The sequence below is a fragment of the Streptomyces sp. NPDC096136 genome (genome assembly GCF_044763325.1).
GTDB lineage: Bacteria > Actinomycetota > Actinomycetes > Streptomycetales > Streptomycetaceae > Streptomyces.
In genome coordinates, this window is sequence record NZ_JBIWFZ010000012.1 from 39,452 (window position 1) to 57,119 (window position 17,668).

Annotated in this window: 19 protein-coding genes; 11 read left to right on the forward strand and 8 right to left on the reverse strand. The window is 73.7% G+C overall.

Going from position 1 to position 17,668, the window contains the following annotated elements; genetic code table 11:
• Positions 1 to 33: 33 nt before the first annotated feature.
• Positions 34 to 1,350, reverse strand: a complete 1,317-nt coding sequence (locus ACIRBY_RS23915) for a LuxR C-terminal-related transcriptional regulator (protein WP_403903628.1) — start codon at positions 1,348 to 1,350, stop codon at positions 34 to 36.
• A 321-nt stretch (positions 1,351 to 1,671) separates the two neighbouring features.
• Here ACIRBY_RS23915 and ACIRBY_RS23920 point away from each other — a divergent pair, with 321 nt between their 5' ends.
• The gene (locus tag ACIRBY_RS23920) at positions 1,672 to 2,118 is read left to right on the forward strand and encodes a type II 3-dehydroquinate dehydratase (protein WP_403903631.1); all 447 of its coding nucleotides are present in this window, start codon (positions 1,672 to 1,674) and stop codon (positions 2,116 to 2,118) included.
• A 54-nt stretch (positions 2,119 to 2,172) separates the two neighbouring features.
• Here ACIRBY_RS23920 and ACIRBY_RS23925 read toward each other — a convergent pair whose 3' ends face one another.
• Entirely contained in the window at positions 2,173 to 2,598 is a 426-nt protein-coding gene (locus ACIRBY_RS23925; RefSeq protein ID WP_403903633.1) for a nuclear transport factor 2 family protein, read from the reverse strand.
• 104 nt (positions 2,599 to 2,702) lie between these two features.
• Between ACIRBY_RS23925 and ACIRBY_RS23930 the strand changes: the two genes are divergently transcribed.
• Positions 2,703 to 3,272, forward strand: a complete 570-nt coding sequence (locus tag ACIRBY_RS23930; RefSeq protein WP_403903635.1) for a PadR family transcriptional regulator — start codon at positions 2,703 to 2,705, stop codon at positions 3,270 to 3,272.
• Entirely contained in the window at positions 3,259 to 4,032 is a 774-nt protein-coding gene (locus ACIRBY_RS23935) for an SGNH/GDSL hydrolase family protein (RefSeq protein WP_403903637.1), read from the forward strand. The genes ACIRBY_RS23930 and ACIRBY_RS23935 overlap by 14 nt, the downstream gene beginning before the upstream one ends.
• On the opposite strand, the gene ACIRBY_RS23940 is transcribed toward ACIRBY_RS23935, so the two are convergent.
• Positions 4,029 to 4,820, reverse strand: coding sequence for a VOC family protein (locus tag ACIRBY_RS23940; RefSeq protein WP_403903639.1), 792 nt, complete (start codon positions 4,818 to 4,820; stop codon positions 4,029 to 4,031). The two genes, ACIRBY_RS23935 and ACIRBY_RS23940, sit on opposite strands and share 4 nt — an antisense overlap.
• A gap of 177 nt (positions 4,821 to 4,997) precedes the next feature.
• Between ACIRBY_RS23940 and ACIRBY_RS23945 the strand changes: the two genes are divergently transcribed.
• Positions 4,998 to 5,831, forward strand: coding sequence for a sulfurtransferase (locus ACIRBY_RS23945; protein WP_403903642.1), 834 nt, complete (start codon positions 4,998 to 5,000; stop codon positions 5,829 to 5,831).
• Positions 5,832 to 5,876: 45 nt separating this feature from the next.
• On the opposite strand, the gene sepH is transcribed toward ACIRBY_RS23945, so the two are convergent.
• A complete protein-coding gene (gene sepH, locus ACIRBY_RS23950) occupies positions 5,877 to 6,902 on the reverse strand; it encodes a septation protein SepH (protein WP_403903645.1) in 1,026 nt (341 codons plus the stop codon).
• A gap of 538 nt (positions 6,903 to 7,440) precedes the next feature.
• Here sepH and ACIRBY_RS23955 point away from each other — a divergent pair.
• Positions 7,441 to 8,295 carry a hypothetical protein gene (locus tag ACIRBY_RS23955; RefSeq protein ID WP_403903647.1) on the forward strand — a complete coding sequence of 285 codons (855 nt, stop codon included), beginning with the start codon at positions 7,441 to 7,443 and terminating at the stop codon, positions 8,293 to 8,295.
• Positions 8,296 to 8,302: 7 nt separating this feature from the next.
• On the opposite strand, the gene ACIRBY_RS23960 is transcribed toward ACIRBY_RS23955, so the two are convergent.
• Both ACIRBY_RS23960 and ACIRBY_RS23965 read right to left on the reverse strand, forming a co-directional pair.
• A complete protein-coding gene (locus ACIRBY_RS23960; RefSeq protein ID WP_403903650.1) occupies positions 8,303 to 9,634 on the reverse strand; it encodes a D-arabinono-1,4-lactone oxidase in 1,332 nt (443 codons plus the stop codon).
• Entirely contained in the window at positions 9,582 to 10,838 is a 1,257-nt protein-coding gene (locus ACIRBY_RS23965) for an MFS transporter (protein WP_403903652.1), read from the reverse strand. Before ACIRBY_RS23965 ends, ACIRBY_RS23960 begins: the two co-directional genes overlap by 53 nt.
• Positions 10,839 to 11,032: 194 nt before the next feature.
• Here ACIRBY_RS23965 and ACIRBY_RS23970 point away from each other — a divergent pair, with 194 nt between their 5' ends.
• On the forward strand, positions 11,033 to 12,199 hold the full coding sequence (locus ACIRBY_RS23970; RefSeq protein ID WP_403903655.1) for a ferrochelatase: 1,167 nt from the start codon (positions 11,033 to 11,035) through the stop codon (positions 12,197 to 12,199).
• A 9-nt stretch (positions 12,200 to 12,208) separates the two neighbouring features.
• On the forward strand, positions 12,209 to 13,012 hold the full coding sequence (locus tag ACIRBY_RS23975; RefSeq protein ID WP_403903658.1) for an inositol monophosphatase family protein: 804 nt from the start codon (positions 12,209 to 12,211) through the stop codon (positions 13,010 to 13,012).
• A 151-nt stretch (positions 13,013 to 13,163) separates the two neighbouring features.
• On the opposite strand, the gene ACIRBY_RS23980 is transcribed toward ACIRBY_RS23975, so the two are convergent.
• Positions 13,164 to 13,331, reverse strand: a complete 168-nt coding sequence (locus ACIRBY_RS23980; protein WP_362063422.1) for a hypothetical protein — start codon at positions 13,329 to 13,331, stop codon at positions 13,164 to 13,166.
• Between the two features lie 270 nt (positions 13,332 to 13,601).
• Here ACIRBY_RS23980 and ACIRBY_RS23985 point away from each other — a divergent pair, with 270 nt between their 5' ends.
• From ACIRBY_RS23985 to ACIRBY_RS24000, 4 genes are all read left to right on the forward strand, one after another.
• Positions 13,602 to 14,255, forward strand: coding sequence for a response regulator transcription factor (locus ACIRBY_RS23985; protein WP_042809534.1), 654 nt, complete (start codon positions 13,602 to 13,604; stop codon positions 14,253 to 14,255).
• 4 nt (positions 14,256 to 14,259) lie between these two features.
• Positions 14,260 to 15,504 (forward strand): sensor histidine kinase, encoded by a 1,245-nt coding sequence (locus ACIRBY_RS23990; RefSeq protein WP_403903660.1) that lies wholly within the window; start codon positions 14,260 to 14,262, stop codon positions 15,502 to 15,504.
• A 383-nt stretch (positions 15,505 to 15,887) separates the two neighbouring features.
• Positions 15,888 to 16,184: a DUF4193 domain-containing protein gene (locus ACIRBY_RS23995; protein WP_042809536.1), complete on the forward strand. Its 297-nt coding sequence runs from the start codon at positions 15,888 to 15,890 to the stop codon at positions 16,182 to 16,184.
• Between the two features lie 9 nt (positions 16,185 to 16,193).
• Positions 16,194 to 17,141: a hypothetical protein gene (locus ACIRBY_RS24000; RefSeq protein ID WP_403903663.1), complete on the forward strand. Its 948-nt coding sequence runs from the start codon at positions 16,194 to 16,196 to the stop codon at positions 17,139 to 17,141.
• A 36-nt stretch (positions 17,142 to 17,177) separates the two neighbouring features.
• On the opposite strand, the gene ACIRBY_RS24005 is transcribed toward ACIRBY_RS24000, so the two are convergent.
• Positions 17,178 to 17,651, reverse strand: coding sequence for a DUF3093 domain-containing protein (locus ACIRBY_RS24005; RefSeq protein ID WP_403903665.1), 474 nt, complete (start codon positions 17,649 to 17,651; stop codon positions 17,178 to 17,180).
• Between the last annotated feature and the right edge of the window lie 17 nt (positions 17,652 to 17,668).

Genomic DNA, 17,668 nt, shown 5'->3' on the forward strand with positions numbered 1-17,668 from the left:
CGGCCGGCGGCCACCGGGCGGCGGGCCCGGGCGTCAGCCGGCGTTCGCGAGCTCGGGCGCCGAGTTCGCGACCCTGCTCCACGTGCGCGTCAGTTCCACGCGGGACGCCACGTTCATCTTGCGGAAGATCTTCTTCAGGTGGAAGGCCACGGTGTGCCCCGAGATGAACAGGTGCTCGCCGACCTGGGAGTTGGTGAACCCCTGGCTGACCAGCTCCGCCACGGCGGTCTCCGTGACGGTGAGGGAGCCGGTGCTCGTCCCGTCCTGGCTGCCGTACTGCGGATAGCGCCCGCGCCGCACCCCGAGGGAGCGGAGCTTGCTGACGACCCTGCGCGCATCGCGCGGGGCGGCCGAGTTCGAGTACCCGTCCACGGCCCGTTCCAGCACCTCGACGGCCCGGTCCCGCTCCCGGTCCATCTCGCAGAGCAGACTCCCGGCGTCCTCGTAGGCGGAGGCGCCGGCCCACAGGTCCAGGTGCGACCGGGCGGCGGCGATGAGCCGTTCGGGGTCCTCCTCCAGCAGCCCGTCGGCGTGCATCCCCGCCGCCTCGACCGACCGGAGCCCGCCGTTGAGCTCGGCCAGCCGGGCCGCCTCGGCGCCCGCCCGCCTGGCGAGGGCCTCGTCGCCCAGGTTCCGTCCGGCCCGTACGAGCCAGGAGGCGGCGGCGGGCTGCGAGGACAGCAGGTCCAGGAGGAGCTGGTCGTCCGTGATGAGGCCCACGACGAGGTGCTCGGCGCTCTTCGCGCCGCCCTGTACCTCCAGGTACTGGGCCGCGGCCCAGGCGCACTGGCTGGGCCGGTCGGCCGTCCGCCCGAGGAGGGCGTCCTCGCGCAGCTGGTTGACGAAGTCCAGGCTGGTGCTCATGTTGCCCTGCCGCAGCGCGCTCAGCGCCAGGACGGTGTGCGCCTCGGGCAGCAGACAGGCGAGGTCGGCCTCCTGGGCCTTGAGCGCGCCCCTGCCCGCCAGGTCGGCGGCCGAGTCGACGTCGCCCCGGGTGAACGCGAGGTCCGCCGTGCACGTCAGCGAGGCCGCCACCAGCCCGTCGGGGTGGGAGGCGGTGGCCGCCAGCTCGTCTATGCCGCCGAGCACCCGGGCGCCGGAGGCGAGTTCGCGGATCCTGACCAGCAGCGCGGAATGCCAGATCATGGCCGGCCCCGTGCACGCGCCGGGGCAGGAGGAGGACTGCCTGCGGGCGGCCGCGGCGGCCAGCCGTACGGCCTCCCCCAGATCCCCGCGCGACCAGGCCGAAAACGACAGCTCGGCCAGCCTCACCGTCTCGCAGGACCCGCTCTCGCAGGTGCGCAGGACGGAGAGGACCGGTGGCAGGAAGCGAGTCACGGAATCGGGCATTACGTCTCCTGTCATCGGATCATCTGTCGCGCCGCGTCCGCACTCGTGGGGGAACGGCGGACGCCCGGCTCATGATTCAGTACCGGTCCGGCGGGCAAAGGAGATTTCCGCCCAGCTTCGAGTGCCGGTCGAGACGGCCCCCGGGCCCCCGAAGCGTGATCATTCGTGAGGTGTCCGAACGGATCGGACGGGGAGTCAAGTGGCTCCCCGGCCATCCTCCGCCGCCGCGGGACTATCAGTCCTGATGATGGCGCGCGCCCCGGACCCCGGACAGCATGGGGACGACCCGGTCCCCGACAGCCAACAGCGAGGTGTTGTCCCGTGAGCGTCGTGCTTCTCCTGAACGGTCCGAACCTGGGTGTTCTGGGCCGCCGCGAACCGGAGGTCTACGGCACCGACACGCTGGCCGACATCGAGGCGGCCGTCGCCGACGAGGTGGGTGCCCGGGGCTGGGAGGTCCGCTCCGTCCAGAGCGACTGCGAGGGCGAACTCGTCCGCGCCGTGCACCGGCACTGCGACACCACCGTCGGCGCCATCGTGAACCCCGGCGCCCTCATGATCGCCGGCTGGAGCCTGCGCGACGCCCTCGCGAGCTACACCCCGCCCTGGATCGAGGTCCACCTCAGCAACGTCTGGGCCCGCGAGCGCTTCCGCCACGAATCGGTGATCGCCCCCCTGGCCGCCGGTGTGATCGTGGGCCTCGGCTCCTACGGCTACCGCCTGGCCGCGCGCTCCCTCCTGCACCTCGCGGACCGCGAACCCGCGTAGCCGGCCGGCGACCGCGAACCCGCGTAGCCGGCCGGCCGGGGCGTCCGACGGGGCTCAGGCGGGCCCGGGGGCGAGACCGTCCTCCACCAGCCCGGCCAGGACCGCCTGGCCCAGGGCGTGCACGGCGGACTGCGGCCGGACCATCACGGTGAACTCCTTGATCCGGCCCTCCCCGTCGAACTGCAGCTGGTCGATGCCGTGGATCTGCCGGCCCGCCACCAGCGCCCGGAAGGGCAGCACCACCGTCGGGGCGGCCTCCCCGTCCGCTGTGGTCTCGACCTCCCCCTCCAGCCGTCCCAGGTAGCGCAGGTCCTCGAAGGTGCGCAGCAGCACCCCGAACAGGCCCATGACCATCGCCCTGCCCTCGAACGGGACGAACTTCACCGGGCTGTAGAGGCGGACGTCGTCCGTGAACAGCTCCTCCAGCGCGGCGAGATCGCGCTTCTCCACGGCGGCGCGGAAGCGTTCGGCAGTCTCCATGACCCCTCCTGGGATTCCTCGGCTATGTCGGATACTCAACAATCTGACTAGTCACTTTCTTGAGTAGGATGCCGAGGCGCACGAGAAAAGGGAAGGGGGCCGGCATGGCACTGCGGCACGCGGTCCTGGCGGCGCTGCTCGACGACGAGTACAGCGGCTACCAGCTGGCGAAGGCCTTCGACATCAGCGTCGCCAACTTCTGGCACGCCCTGCCCCAGCAGCTGTACGCCGAGCTGGCCCGGCTGGAGGCGGACGGACTGGTCGCGGGCCGGGAGGTGGTCCAGGAGACCCGCCCCAACAAGCGCCTCTTCCGGGTCACCGAGGCGGGACGCGCCGAGCTGGAGCGGTTCGCCGAGGCCGTGTCCAAGCCGTCCTTCATCCGCGACGACCTCCTCGTCAAGGTCCAGACCGCCGACCGCGTCGGCACCGGCCCCGTCATCGAGCAGCTGGAGCAGCGGGCGGCCGCCGCCGGGGCCAAGATCGAACTCCTCGGCAAGCTCCTGCACCACATGCGCGGCGACACGGACGAGGCGGAGTACCTCCTGCGGGGCGAGCGCGTCGGGCGGTACCTGACCTGTCTGCGCGGCCTGGCCTTCGAGCGGGAGCACCGGGACTGGTGCCTGCGGACCGCGGCCGTCCTCCGTGAAAGGCAGTCGATCCATGCACAACGGTGAACCCCTGCGCTACGTCGCCCTGGGCGACAGCCAGACCGAGGGGGTCGGCGACGGCGACGACACGGCGGGCCTGCGCGGCTTCGCCGACCGGCTCGCCGAACACCTCGCGGCGGCCCACCCGGGCCTGCTCTACGCCAACCTCGCCGTCCGCGGCCGGCTCGCCGGCCAGGTCCGCGCGGGACAGCTCGGCCCGGCCCTGGAGCTGGAGCCCGACGTGGCCACCGTCGTGGCCGGGGTCAACGACCTGCTCCGGCCCCGGTTCGACGCCGCCGAGGTGGCGGGGGAGCTGGAGGAGGTGTTCGCCGCGCTGACCGCCGCCGGGGCGCGGGTGGCGACCGCGACCTTCCCCGACGTGGCCCGGATCGCCCCGATGGCCCGGCCGCTGCGCCCGCGCGTGGAGGAGCTCAACGCCCGCGTCCGCGCCGCCGCGGCGCGCCACGGGGTCGTGGTCGCCGAGACAGCCCGGGCGGCCGTGGCGACCGATCCCCGCATGTGGAGCACCGACCGGCTCCACGCGAGCCCGCTCGGCCACGCCCGGATCGCCGCCGCCCTGGCCGAGGCCCTCGCCCTGCCCGGCTCCGACGGCACCTGGCGCAGCCCCCTGCCGCCCCGGACTCCCCGTACGGCCGCCCGGGCGGTGGCGGCGGAGGTCGGCTGGGCGGCCGGCTTCCTCGGCCCCTGGCTCGGCCGGCGGCTGCGCGGCACCTCCTCCGGCGACGGCCGCACCGCGAAGCGCCCCCTGCCCCTCCCGGTGTCCTAGGCCGGGCTGCCCTCGGCGGACCGCACCAGGGCGAACACCGCCCCCTCCGGGTCCGCCACCAGCGCCAGCCGCCCCCGGATGCGGTCCCGGGGAGGGCTGAGCACCCGACCGCCCAGGGCCGTCACCCGGGCGGCCGCCGCGTCGGTGTCGTGGACCTCGAAGTACGTCATCCAGTGCGGCCCCCGGTCGTGCGGCAGCGACCGGCCCACCCCGTGCACCGCGGCCACCGGGCGGCCGTCCAGCCGCAGGGTCAGGTAGTCGAAGTCGGCCGAGGCGGCCGGGTGCCGCTCGGCCTCGTGGCCGAAGACGTGCTCGTAGAACTTGCCGACCGTCAGCGTGTCCTGGGTGACCAGTTCGTTCCACACCGGGGTGCCCGGCACGCCGTAGGGCCGCCCGTGCCCCGAGTCCTGCCAGATCCCGAAGATCGCTCCCAGCGGGTCGGCGCAGATCGCCACCCGACCCTCGGCCCCGGCGTCCATCGGGCCGACCGCCACCGTGCCGCCGCAGGAGCGGATCGCCTCGGCCGCGCAGTCGGCGTCGTCCGTGGCGAAGTAGGTCGTCCAGGCGACCGGGAGGTGCCGGTCCGGCGGCATCTCCCCGATCCCGGCGACCTCCTCCCCGTCGAGGATGGCCCGCACGCACGGCCCGAGCTGCGTGGGTCCCGGCTCGTACTCCCAGCCGAACAGGTCGGCGTAGAAGTCCTCGGTCCTCCCGAGGCCGTGCACCATCAGGCTCACCCAGCACGGTGTGCCGGACGGCCGCCGCGAAGCCCCCGCTGCCTCGGTCATGTCAGCAGTCTCCTCCGTCGTGTCCCGAATGACGCCGCTGATGCTTCCACTCCGCGGCGCGCGGCGCGCCCCGACCGGGCCGGACGGCGGGGCCCCGGCCGGAGATGACCGGATCACTGCGGCCCGTCGATGTCCGGCTTGTTACACGTGTGCGAGGGCGCGGAGGAAGATGGGCCCATGACTGCGATTCTCTCGGCTTCCGCACTGATGGACGAGCTGGCCGCCCCCCGTCCTCCGGTGCTCCTGGACGTCCGCTGGCAGCTGGGCGGCCCCGACCAGCGCCCCGCCTACGAGGCCGGGCACCTGCCCGGCGCCGTGTACGTCGACCTCGACCGCGAACTGGCAGGTCCGCCCGGGTCGGGCGGTCGCCATCCGCTGCCCGACCCGGAGGCCTTCGGCGCCGTGATGCGCCGCGCCGGGGTGCGCGCGGACGAACCGGTGGTCGTGTACGACGGCGGACAGGGCTGGGCGGCCGCCCGCGCCTGGTGGCTGCTGCGCTGGACGGGTCACCCGAACGTGCGAGTCCTGGACGGGGGCCTGGCCGCGTGGACGGCGGCGGGGGGCCCGGTGACCGCCGACGCGCCGACCCCGACCGAGGGCGATTTCAAGCCAAACCCGGGCCTGTTCGGCCTGCTGGAGGCCGACGACGCGGCCGCCCTGGCCCGGACGGGACTGCTCCTGGACGCCCGCGCGGGAGAGCGCTACCGGGGCGAGGTCGAGCCCATCGACCCGGTCGGCGGCCACATCCCGGGCGCGGTGTCGGCCCCGACCACCGAGAACACGGGCCCCGACGGGCTGTTCCTGCCGGCGGAGGCCCTGGGGGCCCGGTTCGCGGAGCTGGGCGCCGTGCCGGGTACCGAGGTGGGCGTGTACTGCGGTTCGGGGGTTTCCGGGGCGCACGAGGTCCTCGCGCTGGAGGTGGCGGGCATTCCGGCCGCCCTCTACGCGGGCAGCTGGTCGCACTGGTCCTCGGACCCGCAGCGCCCCGTGGCCACCGGGCCCAACCCCTGACGGTCCCCGTCCGGCGGCGCTCCCGAGGGGGCGCCGCCGGACGGGCTACTCCTGCTTCTTGCGCCGGGTCCCGAAGACGATCTCGTCCCAGCTGGGCACCGCCGCGCGGCGCCCCGGCCGGACCCCGTCGGCCTCGGCCTGCCGGTCCGTGGTCCCCGTCAGCCGCTCGCGGTGTCCCGCGACCGTGCGCGGCATCAGCACGTCCGCGTACGCCGCGCCGGCGGAGGCCGCCGCGGCCGGGGGCTCCTCCGCCTCGGACTCCTCGGCCGGTACGTCGGTCCGCTCCGGGACCACGAGGTCGCCCCGGAAGCTGGGGACCGCCTCCAGCAGGCTGGTCAGGGTGTCCCGTTCCTCCTCGGGCTCCGGCGCGGGCGGGGGAGCGGCCGGCCTGTCGGGCCGCTCGATCTGCCGGTCGAGGGTGCGGTCCAGCGGCCGGTCGCGCGGCAGCCGGGCGATCCTCGGCACGAACGGGAAGCTGGGCTCCGGGGTCGAGGGCAGGTCGTCCGACTCGCCGATCAGCGAGCGGGCCTCGTCGTCCACGGCGACGACCAGTCGGCGCGGCGGGTCGTAGGTCCAGCTCGCGGAGTGGGGCTCGCCCACCACCCGGTAGACCAGCAGGACCTCCCAGGTGCCGTCGTCGCGGCGCCAGGAGTCCCACTGGACGGAGTCCTTGTCGGCCCCGCGCAGCGTGAGCCGCTCCTGCACGGCCTCGCCCAGCTGCGGACCGGTGTTCTCCCCGGGGCGGCGGACGGGGGTCTTGCGGGCCCGCTCGGCCATGAAGGCGCGCTCGGCCAGGACGGGACCCTCGAAGCGGCGGACCCGGTCGACCGGGATGCCGGCGAGCTGCGCGACCTCCTCAGCGGAGGCACCGGCCCGTATGCGGGCCTGGATGTCGCGGGGGCGGAGGTGGCTCTCCACCTCGATCTCGATCTGGTTCAGGCGCGCGCGGTCATTGCGCACGGCAGCCCGCAGCCGCTCGTCGATCGGAAGCGTGTACTCCGTGCTGTCCGCAGCCTTGAGCACCAGTCGTGTTCCGTCATTCGAGACGGCCACGACACGCAGTTCGGGCATGGGGACCTCCCGGGTGGTGCCTGCCGACGTCACGTGCGTCGCTGCTTCCGCTAGTCGAGTGTGGCCTGCCCGGGTGCAGCCTGCCACAACCTTGCCGAGTTAAACCGGCGTGTCGGGCATGCGCCCTTGATCGACGTTATGGCACGGTTACCTGTTGGGCACACACAGTGACCAAGTGGTTACTGTGCGCAGCAGGAGCCCGTGCGATACCGCGGCATCACCGGTCTTGAGCGCCGCTTCTCCGTCAGCCGGCCCCCTCTCCCGGGTCCGGGCATCCGAAAGGAAGCACAGTCCCAGGGCTCGCCACAGTACTCCATTCGGGCCACCTGGGTGGACCGCCGCGCCGCCGAAGTTGTCCCGGGCGGCGGGAGTTGGCCTGCCCGGAATCGGGCCCGGAGCGTACTCCCCCTGCGTACGGGGCCGTTTCGGGGTGTCCTGCTTCACAGAATCCGCAGAAACGGAACTTCTCATTTCGCTCATGTGTCAGTAACTGCTGAAAGAGGAGAAGCGCGAGGGGCAGGACAAGCAGGGGATGGCGATGGGTCAGAAGACGGTGGGGGAAGGCGAGCCGGGCGGTCGTGAGGACGACGCGCGGGGCCCGGAGCGCAGGAAGCTGGACCTGAGCGCGACCCAGGTCGCCGGCAGTTCCCTGGCCACCGTGGCGGCCGCGCTGCTCGCCTCCCAGCTGGGCGTCTACGGCACCATCCTCGGCGCGGGCGTGGTCAGCGTGGTGGCCACCGCCGGCGGGCCGGTCATCCAGCACGCCTTCCGCCGCACCGGCGACCGGCTGCGCGAGGGCGCCCGCCCCAGGGGCCGTCAGGTCCCCGCGCCCGTCGGGGAGGAGGCGCCCGCGGCCCCGCCGCCGGGGGAGTTCGGCGAGCCGACCGTGCACGGCACCCGCGTACGGGGCTGGAAGCGCACGGCGGTGGCCTCCGGGGCGGCCTTCGCCCTCGCCATCGGCGGGCTCGGGACGTACGAGGCCTTCGCGGGCACCTCCGTCAGCAGCGGCGGCGGCACCCTCCTGTCGGGCGGCTTCCGAACCGCCCCCGACCACAGGCCCTCCGAGCGGAAGACCGGCCCGGAGCCCGGTGGAGGCGGCCGGCAGGCTGAGAGGGACGGCAAGGGCGGCAAGGACGGCCGTGCGGGGACGGACGGCACGGCGGGAACGGACGGCACGGCGGGGACGGACGGGCGGAGCCCCGGCCCCGGGAGCCCGCCGAGCCCCTCCGGCTCCCAGGGCGGCCGCGGCCCGGACCCCGCCCCGACCCCCACCCCCTCCGGCTCGGGCCGCCCCGGCCCGGACCCGTCCCCCTCGCCCTCCCGGCAGACCCCGGGCTCCGGCCCCACCCTCGCCCCGGGCGGAGGCGGCGCCGGTCCCGCCGCCGGGGAGTGAGCGGGCGTCAGTCCCCCAGCACCCGCCGCAGGTAGTCGTTGCCGAACACCCGGTCCGGGTCGAGGCGGTCGCGCAGCGCCGTGAACTCCCCGAAGCGCGGGTAGGCCGCGGCCAGGTACTCCGCGTCCCGGGTGTGCACCTTGCCCCAGTGGGGGCGCCCGCCGTGGGCGGTGAAGATCCGCTCGGCCGCCGTGAAGTAGGCCTGGTACGGGGTGCCCCGGTACATGTGCACCGCGATGTACGCCGTGTCCCGCCCCGAGGCCGTGGACAGGGTGATGTCGTCCGCCGGGGCCGTGCGCACCTCCACCGGGAAGCTGATCCGCAGGTCGGACCGGTCGACCATCGCCTTGAGCTCCCGCAGCGCCTCCACCGCCCGCTCGCGCGGGAGGGCGTACTCCATCTCCACGAACCGCACCCGGCGCGGACTGGTGAAGACCTTGTACGGGATGTCCGTGTACGTCCGGGCCGACAGGGCGCGGCTGGCGAGCCGGGCGATGGAGGGGATCGTCGCCGGGACGGCGCGGCCCAGGGCGTTGACGGCCTGGAAGACGCCGTTGGAGAGCAGCTCGTCCTCGATCCAGCCGCTGACCGCCCCGGGCGGCGCGGCGGGGCCCTGGCTGCGGTTGTTGCGCTTGGTGTTGCAGTTGCCGGTGTGCGGGAACCAGTAGAACTCGAAGTGCTCGTTCTCCGCGACGTGCTGCTCGAACTCGGCGGTCACCCGGTCGAAGCGCATCGGCTCCTCACGGGCGTTCAGGAGGAACAGCGGCTCCACCGCGAAGGTGAGCGAGGTGAGGACGCCCAGCGCCCCGATCCCGAGCCGGGCGGCGGCGAACACCTCCGGCTCCTCCTTCTGCGAGCAGGACAGCAGCCGCCCGTCGGCGGTGACCAGCTCCAGCGCGCGGATCTGTGCGGCGATGGAGGCCGAATCGCGGCCGGTGCCGTGCGTGCCGGTGCTGGTGGCGCCGGAGACCGTCTGCTCCATGATGTCGCCCATGTTGGTGAGCGACAGGCCCTGCGCGGCCAGGGCGCGGTTGAGGTCCTTCAGGGCCGTGCCGGCCGCCACGGTGACGGTGCCCGCGGCCCGGTCGACCGACAGGATCCCGGCGAGCGCCTGCGGCCGTACGAGCACCCCGTCCGTGGCGGCGGCCGCGGTGAAGGAGTGGCCGGTGCCGACCGCCTTGACCCGCAGGCCCTCGGAGGCGGCCCGTACGACCGCCTCCCGGAGCTCGTCGACCGAGGCGGGGCTCACCACCCGCGCGGGCGTGGCGCGGACGTTGCCCGCCCAGTTACGCCACGCGGTCCGCCCGCTCTTCGCTGCTGTCCCCGATGTCGCCGTCACGCGAGGGCTCCTCCCCTTGCGCCGGCCTCGTCAGCCGGCGGTAACCCGCGAACGCCACCGCCGCCGCGGCGAGCCCCGCCGTGACCGAGACGACGTATCCGCGCTGGGCCCCGGCCGCGTCGATGACCAGACCGGTCACGGAGGAGCCGGCCGCGACACCGACCGCCAGGCCGGTGCTGATCCACGTCATGCCCTCGGTGAGCTTCGCGCGTGGTACGTGCGCCTCGATCAGGGCCATCGTGGTGATCATCGTGGGAGCGATGGCGAGGCCCGAGACGAAGAGCGCCACGGCCAGAAACGGAAGGTTCCCGGCCAGTAGGAGGGGGATCATACTCACGGCCATCGCACAGATGCCCAGTACCCACCTGCGTTCCGTCCGGCCCTTGAGGTGCAGCAGGCCGAAGACGATCCCCGCCAGGCAGGATCCGGCCGCCCAGATGGCCAGGATGAAGCTGGCGGAGGACTTGTGGCCCTGCTCCTCGGCGAAGGCGAGCGTGGACACGTCGATGGAGCCGAAGATCGCGCCGGTCGCCACGAAGGTGGCCGTCAGCACCTGGAGGCCGGGGGAGCGCAGGGCGGAGGAGCGGTCGCCGTCCCGGCTGCGCGGATGCGGCGGGGGCTCGGTGGCGCGCTGCGCGGTGAGCAGCCAGACGCCGACGAGCAGGCAGCCGGCGGCGATCACCGGACCGGCCTCGGGGAACCAGGTGGTGGAGAGCCCGATGGCCAGGATCGGGCCGAAGATGAAGCAGACCTCGTCGATCACGGACTCGAAGGAGTACGCGGTGTGCAGCTCGCGCGGGGTGTCGCGGTAGAGCTCGGTCCAGCGGGCGCGGACCATCGAGCCGACGCTCGGCACGCAGCCGGCGACGGCGGCGAAGACGAACAGGGTCCAGTCGGGCAGTCCGTTGGCGGCGGCCAGCACCAGGGCGGTGACGGAGGCGACGGAGACCAGGGTCGCGGGCCGCAGCACCCGCCGCTGCCCGTACTGGTCGACCAGCCGGGAGACCTGGGGGCCGACGACCGCGGCCGCCAGGGCCAGGGTGCCGGTGAGGGCGCTGGCCATCGCGTAGCGGCCGGTGATCTCCGAGATCATCGTGAGGATGCCGACGCCGACCATGGAGATCGGCAGGCGGCCGATCAGGCCGGCGGCGCTGAAGGCCTTGGTGCCGGGGGCCGCGAATATCGCGCGGTAGGGACTGGGCAAGGTCTCTCCGTAAGGGACGTCATCGGCCCATACAGGTTACGACCGCCGACGAGGCACCCGCACGGGGAATCTTCCGCCACCGACATGTCAGGCATCTCGGGCGGCGGAACTTAGGGTCACCTTACCTGGAATGCGTCCCGGCATGCGGACCGGCCGGTTCTCCCGCCCACGCCCCGGGTGGCAGGATTCGGGGCATGTCAGACCAGCTCCGTGCCCCCGACGCGCCCGCGGCCGACGGCCTCGCGGCCCCCTACGACGCCCTCCTGCTGCTGTCCTTCGGCGGCCCCGAGGGACCCGACGACGTCGTGCCCTTCCTGGAGAACGTCACCCGCGGGCGAGGGATCCCGCGCGAGCGCCTCAAGGAGGTCGGGCAGCACTACTTCGGCTTCGGCGGGGTCAGCCCGATCAACGGGCAGAACCGCGAGCTGCTGGCCGCCCTGCGCAAGGACTTCGCCGACGCCGGGCTGGACCTGCCCGTGTACTGGGGCAATCGCAACTGGGCCCCGTACCTGACCGACGTGATGCGCGAGATGGTCCGGGACGGGCGCCGCCGCATCGCCGTCCTCGCCACCAGCGCGTACGCCTCGTACTCGGGCTGCCGCCAGTACCGCGAGAACCTCGCCGACGCGCTGGCCGCCCTGGCCGAGGAGGGCCTGGAGCCGCCCCGGGTGGACAAGCTGCGGCACTACTTCAACCACCCCGGCTTCGTGCGCCCCATGATCGACGGGGTGCTGGCCTCCCTCGCCGCCCTGCCCGAGGACGTCCGCGACGGCGCCCACCTGGCCTTCACCACCCACTCCATCCCCACCGCCGCGGCCGACGCCTCCGGCCCGGTCGAGGACCACACCGGCGGCGGCGAGGGCGGGGCCTACGTCCGGCAGCACCTGGACGTGGCCCGGGTGATCGCCGACGCCGTCGAGGCCGAGACCGGCACGGCCCGCCCCTGGGAGCTCGTCTACCAGTCCCGCAGCGGGGCCCCGCACATCCCGTGGCTGGAGCCCGACATCTGCGACCACCTGGAGGCCCTGCACGGCGAGGGCGCGCCGGCGGTCGTCATGGTGCCCATCGGCTTCGTCTCCGACCACATGGAGGTCCTCTACGACCTCGACACCGAGGCCGCCGCCAAGGCCGCGGAGCTGGGCCTGCCCGCCGAGCGCTCCGCCACCGTCGGCGCCGACCCGCGCTTCGCCGCTGCCGTCCGCGAGCTGGTGCTGGAGCGCGCCGCCCGCGAGCGCGGCGAGCGGCCCGCCGAGTGCTGGGTGGGCACGCTGGGCCAGAGCCACGACCTGTGCGCCGTGGGCTGCTGCCCGGCGCGCTCGCCCCGCCCGGCGGCCGCCGGCGCGGACAGCCCGTACGCGTAGGGGGACGGCGTGATCTCCGAAGAGCTGAAGGCCGAACTGCTGGAGGTCGGCCTGGAGGCCGCCCGGCGGGCCGGGGAGCTGCTGCGCGACGGCCGCCCGGCCGACCTGGCGGTGGCTGCGACCAAGACCAGCCCCATCGACGTCGTGACCGAGATGGACCTCGCCGCCGAGAAGCTGATCACCGGCGTCCTTGCGGAGCGCAGGCCCGGGGACGGGCTGCTCGGCGAGGAGGGCGCGGACGTCCCCGGCACGAGCGGGGTCCGCTGGGTCGTCGACCCGCTGGACGGCACCGTGAACTACCTCTACGGGCTCCCCTCCTGGGGCGTGTCCGTCGCCGCCGAGTACGGGGGCGAGACGGTGGTGGGCGTGGTGGCGGCGCCGATGCGCGGGGAGACGTACCACGCCGTGCTCGGCGGCGGTGCCTGGTCGGGCACCGCCCGGCTGGCCTGCCGGGCGGCCGCCCCGCTGGACCAGGCGCTCGTCGCCACGGGGTTCGGGTACCTCCGCAGCCGCCGGGAGCACCAGGCCGAGGTGGCCCGCCGGATCATCCCCCTCGTGCGGGACGTCCGGCGCGGCGGCTCGGCGGCGCTCGACCTGTGCGACGTCGCGGCCGGCCGGCTCGACGGGTACTACGAGCGCGGGCTGAACCCCTGGGACTACGCGGCGGGCGAGCTGATCGCCCGCGAGGCGGGCGCGCTGACCGGGGGCCGGCCCTCCGCTCCGGCCTCGGGAGAGCTGACGCTGGCCGCCACCCCGGCGGTCTTCGCCTCCCTCCAGCCGCTCCTGGAGGAGGCCGGGGCCTGGCACGACTGAGGCCCGGGCGCGGACGTGAACGGACCCCCTGCCGCGGGTGCGGCAGGGGGTCCGTCGCCGTTCCGTGCCCTCCCGGGGCCCTGGCGGGCTCCCGGGCTGACGTGTCGCTCGGGCCGGGGCGGCCCGGAGGCAGACCGGGGCGGTGCCCCGGTCAGGCCGCCGTGACCGCCACGCCGTGCTCCGCGGCGAGCCGCTGGAGGTCTTCCAACGCGGCCTGTTCCACGTCCGCGAGGTAGTCGTCGCCCGTCTCACGGGCCTTGCTCAGGTCCGACTGCGTGGCGCTGATGCGCTGCAGGAGACCCGCGGTGAATGCGTCCATGGTGGGTGCGCCCCCTCTTCGTGGGTCGCGACGGACGAGCGCGGGGCAGTCCGCCGTCAGGGAGTGGATGGGGTGTGCAGACGTCCTCCCCGGCACCCTGGGCCCAGAAACCTCGTGAGGCGAGGGAATCCTCACTTCCATGCCCCCGAGGGCCCCGAGAAGCGGTCCAGAGGCGCCTTACAGCCGGTTTACGGCCGAAACCGGCAGGATGGAGGCGCAATACAGGTGTGCCCTCAGGTGTGCCCTCGGGGCTCGAAGGAAGGAAACGACGTGCGCGTACTCGTCGTCGAGGACGAGCAGCTGCTCGCCGATGCGGTGGCCACGGGCCTGCGCCGGGAGGCCATGGCCGTGGACGTCGTGTACGACGGCGCCGCGGCCCTGGAGCGCGTCGGGGTGAACGACTACGACGTGGTCGTGCTCGACCGGGACCTTCCGCTGGTGCACGGCGACGACGTCTGCCGGAAGATCATCGAACTCGGCATGGCCACGCGCGTCCTCATGCTCACCGCCTCCGGTGACGTCAGCGACCGCGTCGAGGGCCTGGAGCTGGGCGCCGACGACTACCTGCCCAAGCCCTTCGCCTTCAGCGAGCTGACCGCCCGCGTCCGCGCCCTGGGGCGGCGGACGACCGTGGCGCTGCCGCCGGTGCTGGAGCGGGCCGGGATCAAGCTGGACCCCAACCGGCGCGAGGTCTTCCGCGAGGGCCGCGAGGTACAGCTGGCGCCCAAGGAGTTCGCGGTGCTGGAGGTGCTCATGCGCAGCGAGGGGACCGTGGTCTCCGCCGAGCAGCTGCTGGAGAAGGCCTGGGACGAGAACACCGACCCCTTCACCAACGTGGTCCGCGTGACGGTCATGACGCTGCGCCGCAAGCTGGGCGAGCCGCCCGTCATCGTGACCGTGCCCGGCTCCGGCTACCGGATCTGACCCCATGGCCGCGACCCCCTCGCCACCACCGGCGCCACCGAAACCGACCTGGGACCCCGGCCAGCCCGAGGGTCCCTTCCCTTGGCTGCGGCCGACCATCCGGATACGGCTCACGCTGCTCTACGGCGGCATGTTCCTGATCGCCGGGATCCTGCTGCTGTCGATCATCTACCTGCTGGCCGCACAGGCCCTGCGGGAGGGCAACGCCCTCCCGTTCAAGATCGTGGGCGGCCAGAAGGTCGAGGTCTCCAGCAGCACCTGCCCCGGCGTGGGCATCGACCAGTCGATCGAGCAGTTCAACGCCGCGATCGGGCAGTGCATCCTCGACCAGCGCAAGCACGCGCTGGACGACCTGCTCAGCCGCTCGCTGATGGCCCTCATGGGCCTGAGCGTGATCGCCTTCGCCTTCGGCTACGCGATGGCCGGCCGGGTGCTCTCGCCGCTGGGCAAGATCACCCGTACCGCCCGCCGGGTGGTCGGCTCCGACCTGACCCGGCGGATCGAGCTGGACGGGCCGGACGACGAGCTGAAGGAGCTCGCCGACACCTTCGACGAGATGCTCGACCGCCTGGAGCGGGCCTTCACCGCCCAGCAGAGGTTCGTGGCCAACGCCTCGCACGAGCTGCGGACCCCGCTGGCCATCAACCGGACCCTGCTGGAGGTCCACCTCTCGGACCCGGGTGCTCCGGTGGAGCTCCAGCAGCTGGGCAAGACGCTGCTGGCCACCAACGAGCGCAGCGAGCAGCTGGTCGAGGGCCTGCTGCTGCTGGCCCGCAGCGAGAACCAGATCGTGGAGCGCAAACCCGTCGACCTGGCGGAGGTCGCCTCGCGCGCCATCGACCAGGCGCGCGGGGAGGCGCTGGCCAAGGGCGTGGAGATCCGGGGCGAGCGCGCCCTGGCCGTGGTCCAGGGCAACGGCGTGCTGCTGGAGCGGATCGCCCTCAACCTGGTGCAGAACGCCGTCCGGTACAACGTCCCGGAGGACGGCTGGGTGGAGGTCGCGACCGAGGTCCAGCACGGTCAGGCGGTGCTGCTCGTCTCGAACACGGGTCCCGTGGTTCCCGCGTACGAGGTGGACAACCTCTTCGAGCCCTTCAGGCGGCTGCGTACGGAGCGAACGGGCAGCGACAAGGGTGTGGGCCTCGGCCTGTCCATCGCACGCTCTGTGGCGCGCGCACACGGCGGTCGCATCCTCGCGACCCCGCGCGAGGGCGGCGGACTGGTGATGCGTGTCACGTTGCCCCTTTGATCCGCCCCGGGACTGTTCGCTGTCAGCTGAACCGCCCCCTGGGGCGGAGGGCCTCGGCTGTGTGATCGATCACATTGCCGAGTGTCCGGGCATGCGCGTTCCGTGACCCCGAGACGGCCGGAAAGCCCGGGAAGTCCGGGTTTCCGGCCCCTCGAATGGCGGGAAATACACGGGGTGGCGTTCGTGCAAGACGGCCCCCGGACCGTGTACGGTCCCGGTCGTCATCCCAGCCGCGGGCCCCTGCGGGCGTGGGGCTGGGTGTCGATTGAGTAACAGACCTTGATGTGAGGCAAAATCTCCGCCTCAGGTCGGGCACAAGTCCGGCCTCTCGCGCGTTACGTGCGCTGAGACACCGCTAAATCCCAGAGGGGGAGAGCGAAAAAATGGCAACGGACTACGACACCCCACGCAAGACCGACGACGACGTCGACAACGACAGCATCGAAGAGCTGAAGGCGCGGCGCAGTGACAAGGTCACCTCGAGCGTCGACATCGAGGACTTCGACGGCGCCGAGAGCCTGGAGCTCCCGGGTGCGGACCTCTCCAACGAGGAGCTGGCCGTCCGGGTGCTGCCCAAGCAGGCCGACGAGTTCACCTGCATGAGCTGCTTCCTGGTGCACCACCGCAGCCAGCTGGCGCGCGAGAAGGACGGCCAGCCGATCTGCCGCGACTGCGACTAGGTCTCGGCCGTGACCGGCTCGACGCCGTTCCGGAAGCTCCGCTTTCGGAAGACCGGCGATCCGGAGGCGGGTACGCAGGCGGGAACCACGGGCCCGGAAACGGGCCCCGGGGCCCCCGGCGGCCGTACCTCCGGGACGACCGCCGTGCCGTCCGACACCGCCGCGGCGGTGCCGCCGGCCACCGTGGCGGACGAGGAGTCCCGGGACGGGCCCGGGACGCGTCGGATGCAAGCCGTCAAGAACGGTGTGCGCAAGGGCGGCGCAAGCGCGCGCAACGTCGCCCTGTACATCGCCGACCGCATCATCGAGAACGCCCCGCGCGTTCCCGTCCGGGACCTCGCGACCCTGCGCGCGCAGTTCCCCGGCCTCGGCCCCGACCAGCTGGCCGACAAGCTGATCGCCGGGGCGGCGAACGCCACCTCGGCCGTCGGCGCGAGCGTCGGCGCCGCGGCCATGCTGCCGGTCCCGCCCGCCCTGCTGGCGGAGCTGGCCACCGAGATCACCGGCGTCGCCGCGATCGAGCTCAAGCTCGTCGCCGAACTGCACGAGGTCTACGGGCAGCGGCCGCCCGGCGCGAAGAAGGACCGCGCCCTCGCCTACCTCTTCGCCTGGTCCGAGGAGCGGGGGATCGACCTGACCAGACCGACCACGCTCAACGCGGCGCTCGGCGGCCAGATGAGGCGCGAAGTGCGCCAGCAGGTCATGAAGCGGACGTTCCGCAACCTCCCGAACCTGATGCCCTTCATGGTGGGCGCCGTCGTCGGCGCGGCCATGAACCGCCGCGACACCCGGAAAGTCGCCGAGAAGGTGCGCAGGGACCTGCGCCGCCGGGCCGTGCCCTGGGAGGCGCTCCCCGCCGCCACGCCCCCGCAGCACCCCTCCCAGCCCCTTCCCGGGGCCCCCGGAGCGGCCCCGGCCCTGCCGGAACCGCCGGAGCGGGACGGGTTCGGACGCTGACGGTCCCGGCGCCCGCCCGCCGGCCGCCCCCGGTGCTCAGGCCCGGGGGGCGGACGCCTCCTGCGCCGCACGGACCGCCGCCGCCAGGGCCTGCGGCTCGCGCGTGGAGACGTACACGTACGGGGTGGGGTCCTCCGGGTCCGTGACCTCGATCCGGACCGCCGTCGGGATGTAGCTGCGCATCAGCATGAAGGCCCGCATGTCGGCCTTGTAGGTGCGCCAGGCCCGCGCCTCCTCGCCCTCCAGCACCTCGGGCTCGCCCAGCGCCGACACCGGGATGCGGGAGTCGCCCGCCGCCAGCACCCCGTTCACCACGCGCACCCGTGCCGAGCCCATCGAGCTCACCAGCATCCCCGCCAGCGCCCCGCCGCCGACGAACCCCGCCAGCAGCGGCAGGGTGCCCAGCGGAAGGGTGATCAGGGCGCCGGCCACACCGGTCAGTGCGGCGATGCCCCACCAGGAGCGGGGGGCGGAGAGGCGTTCGTCGTGGTGCGCGGGGGAGAGCTGCATGCCTTCAAGCCTCCCAC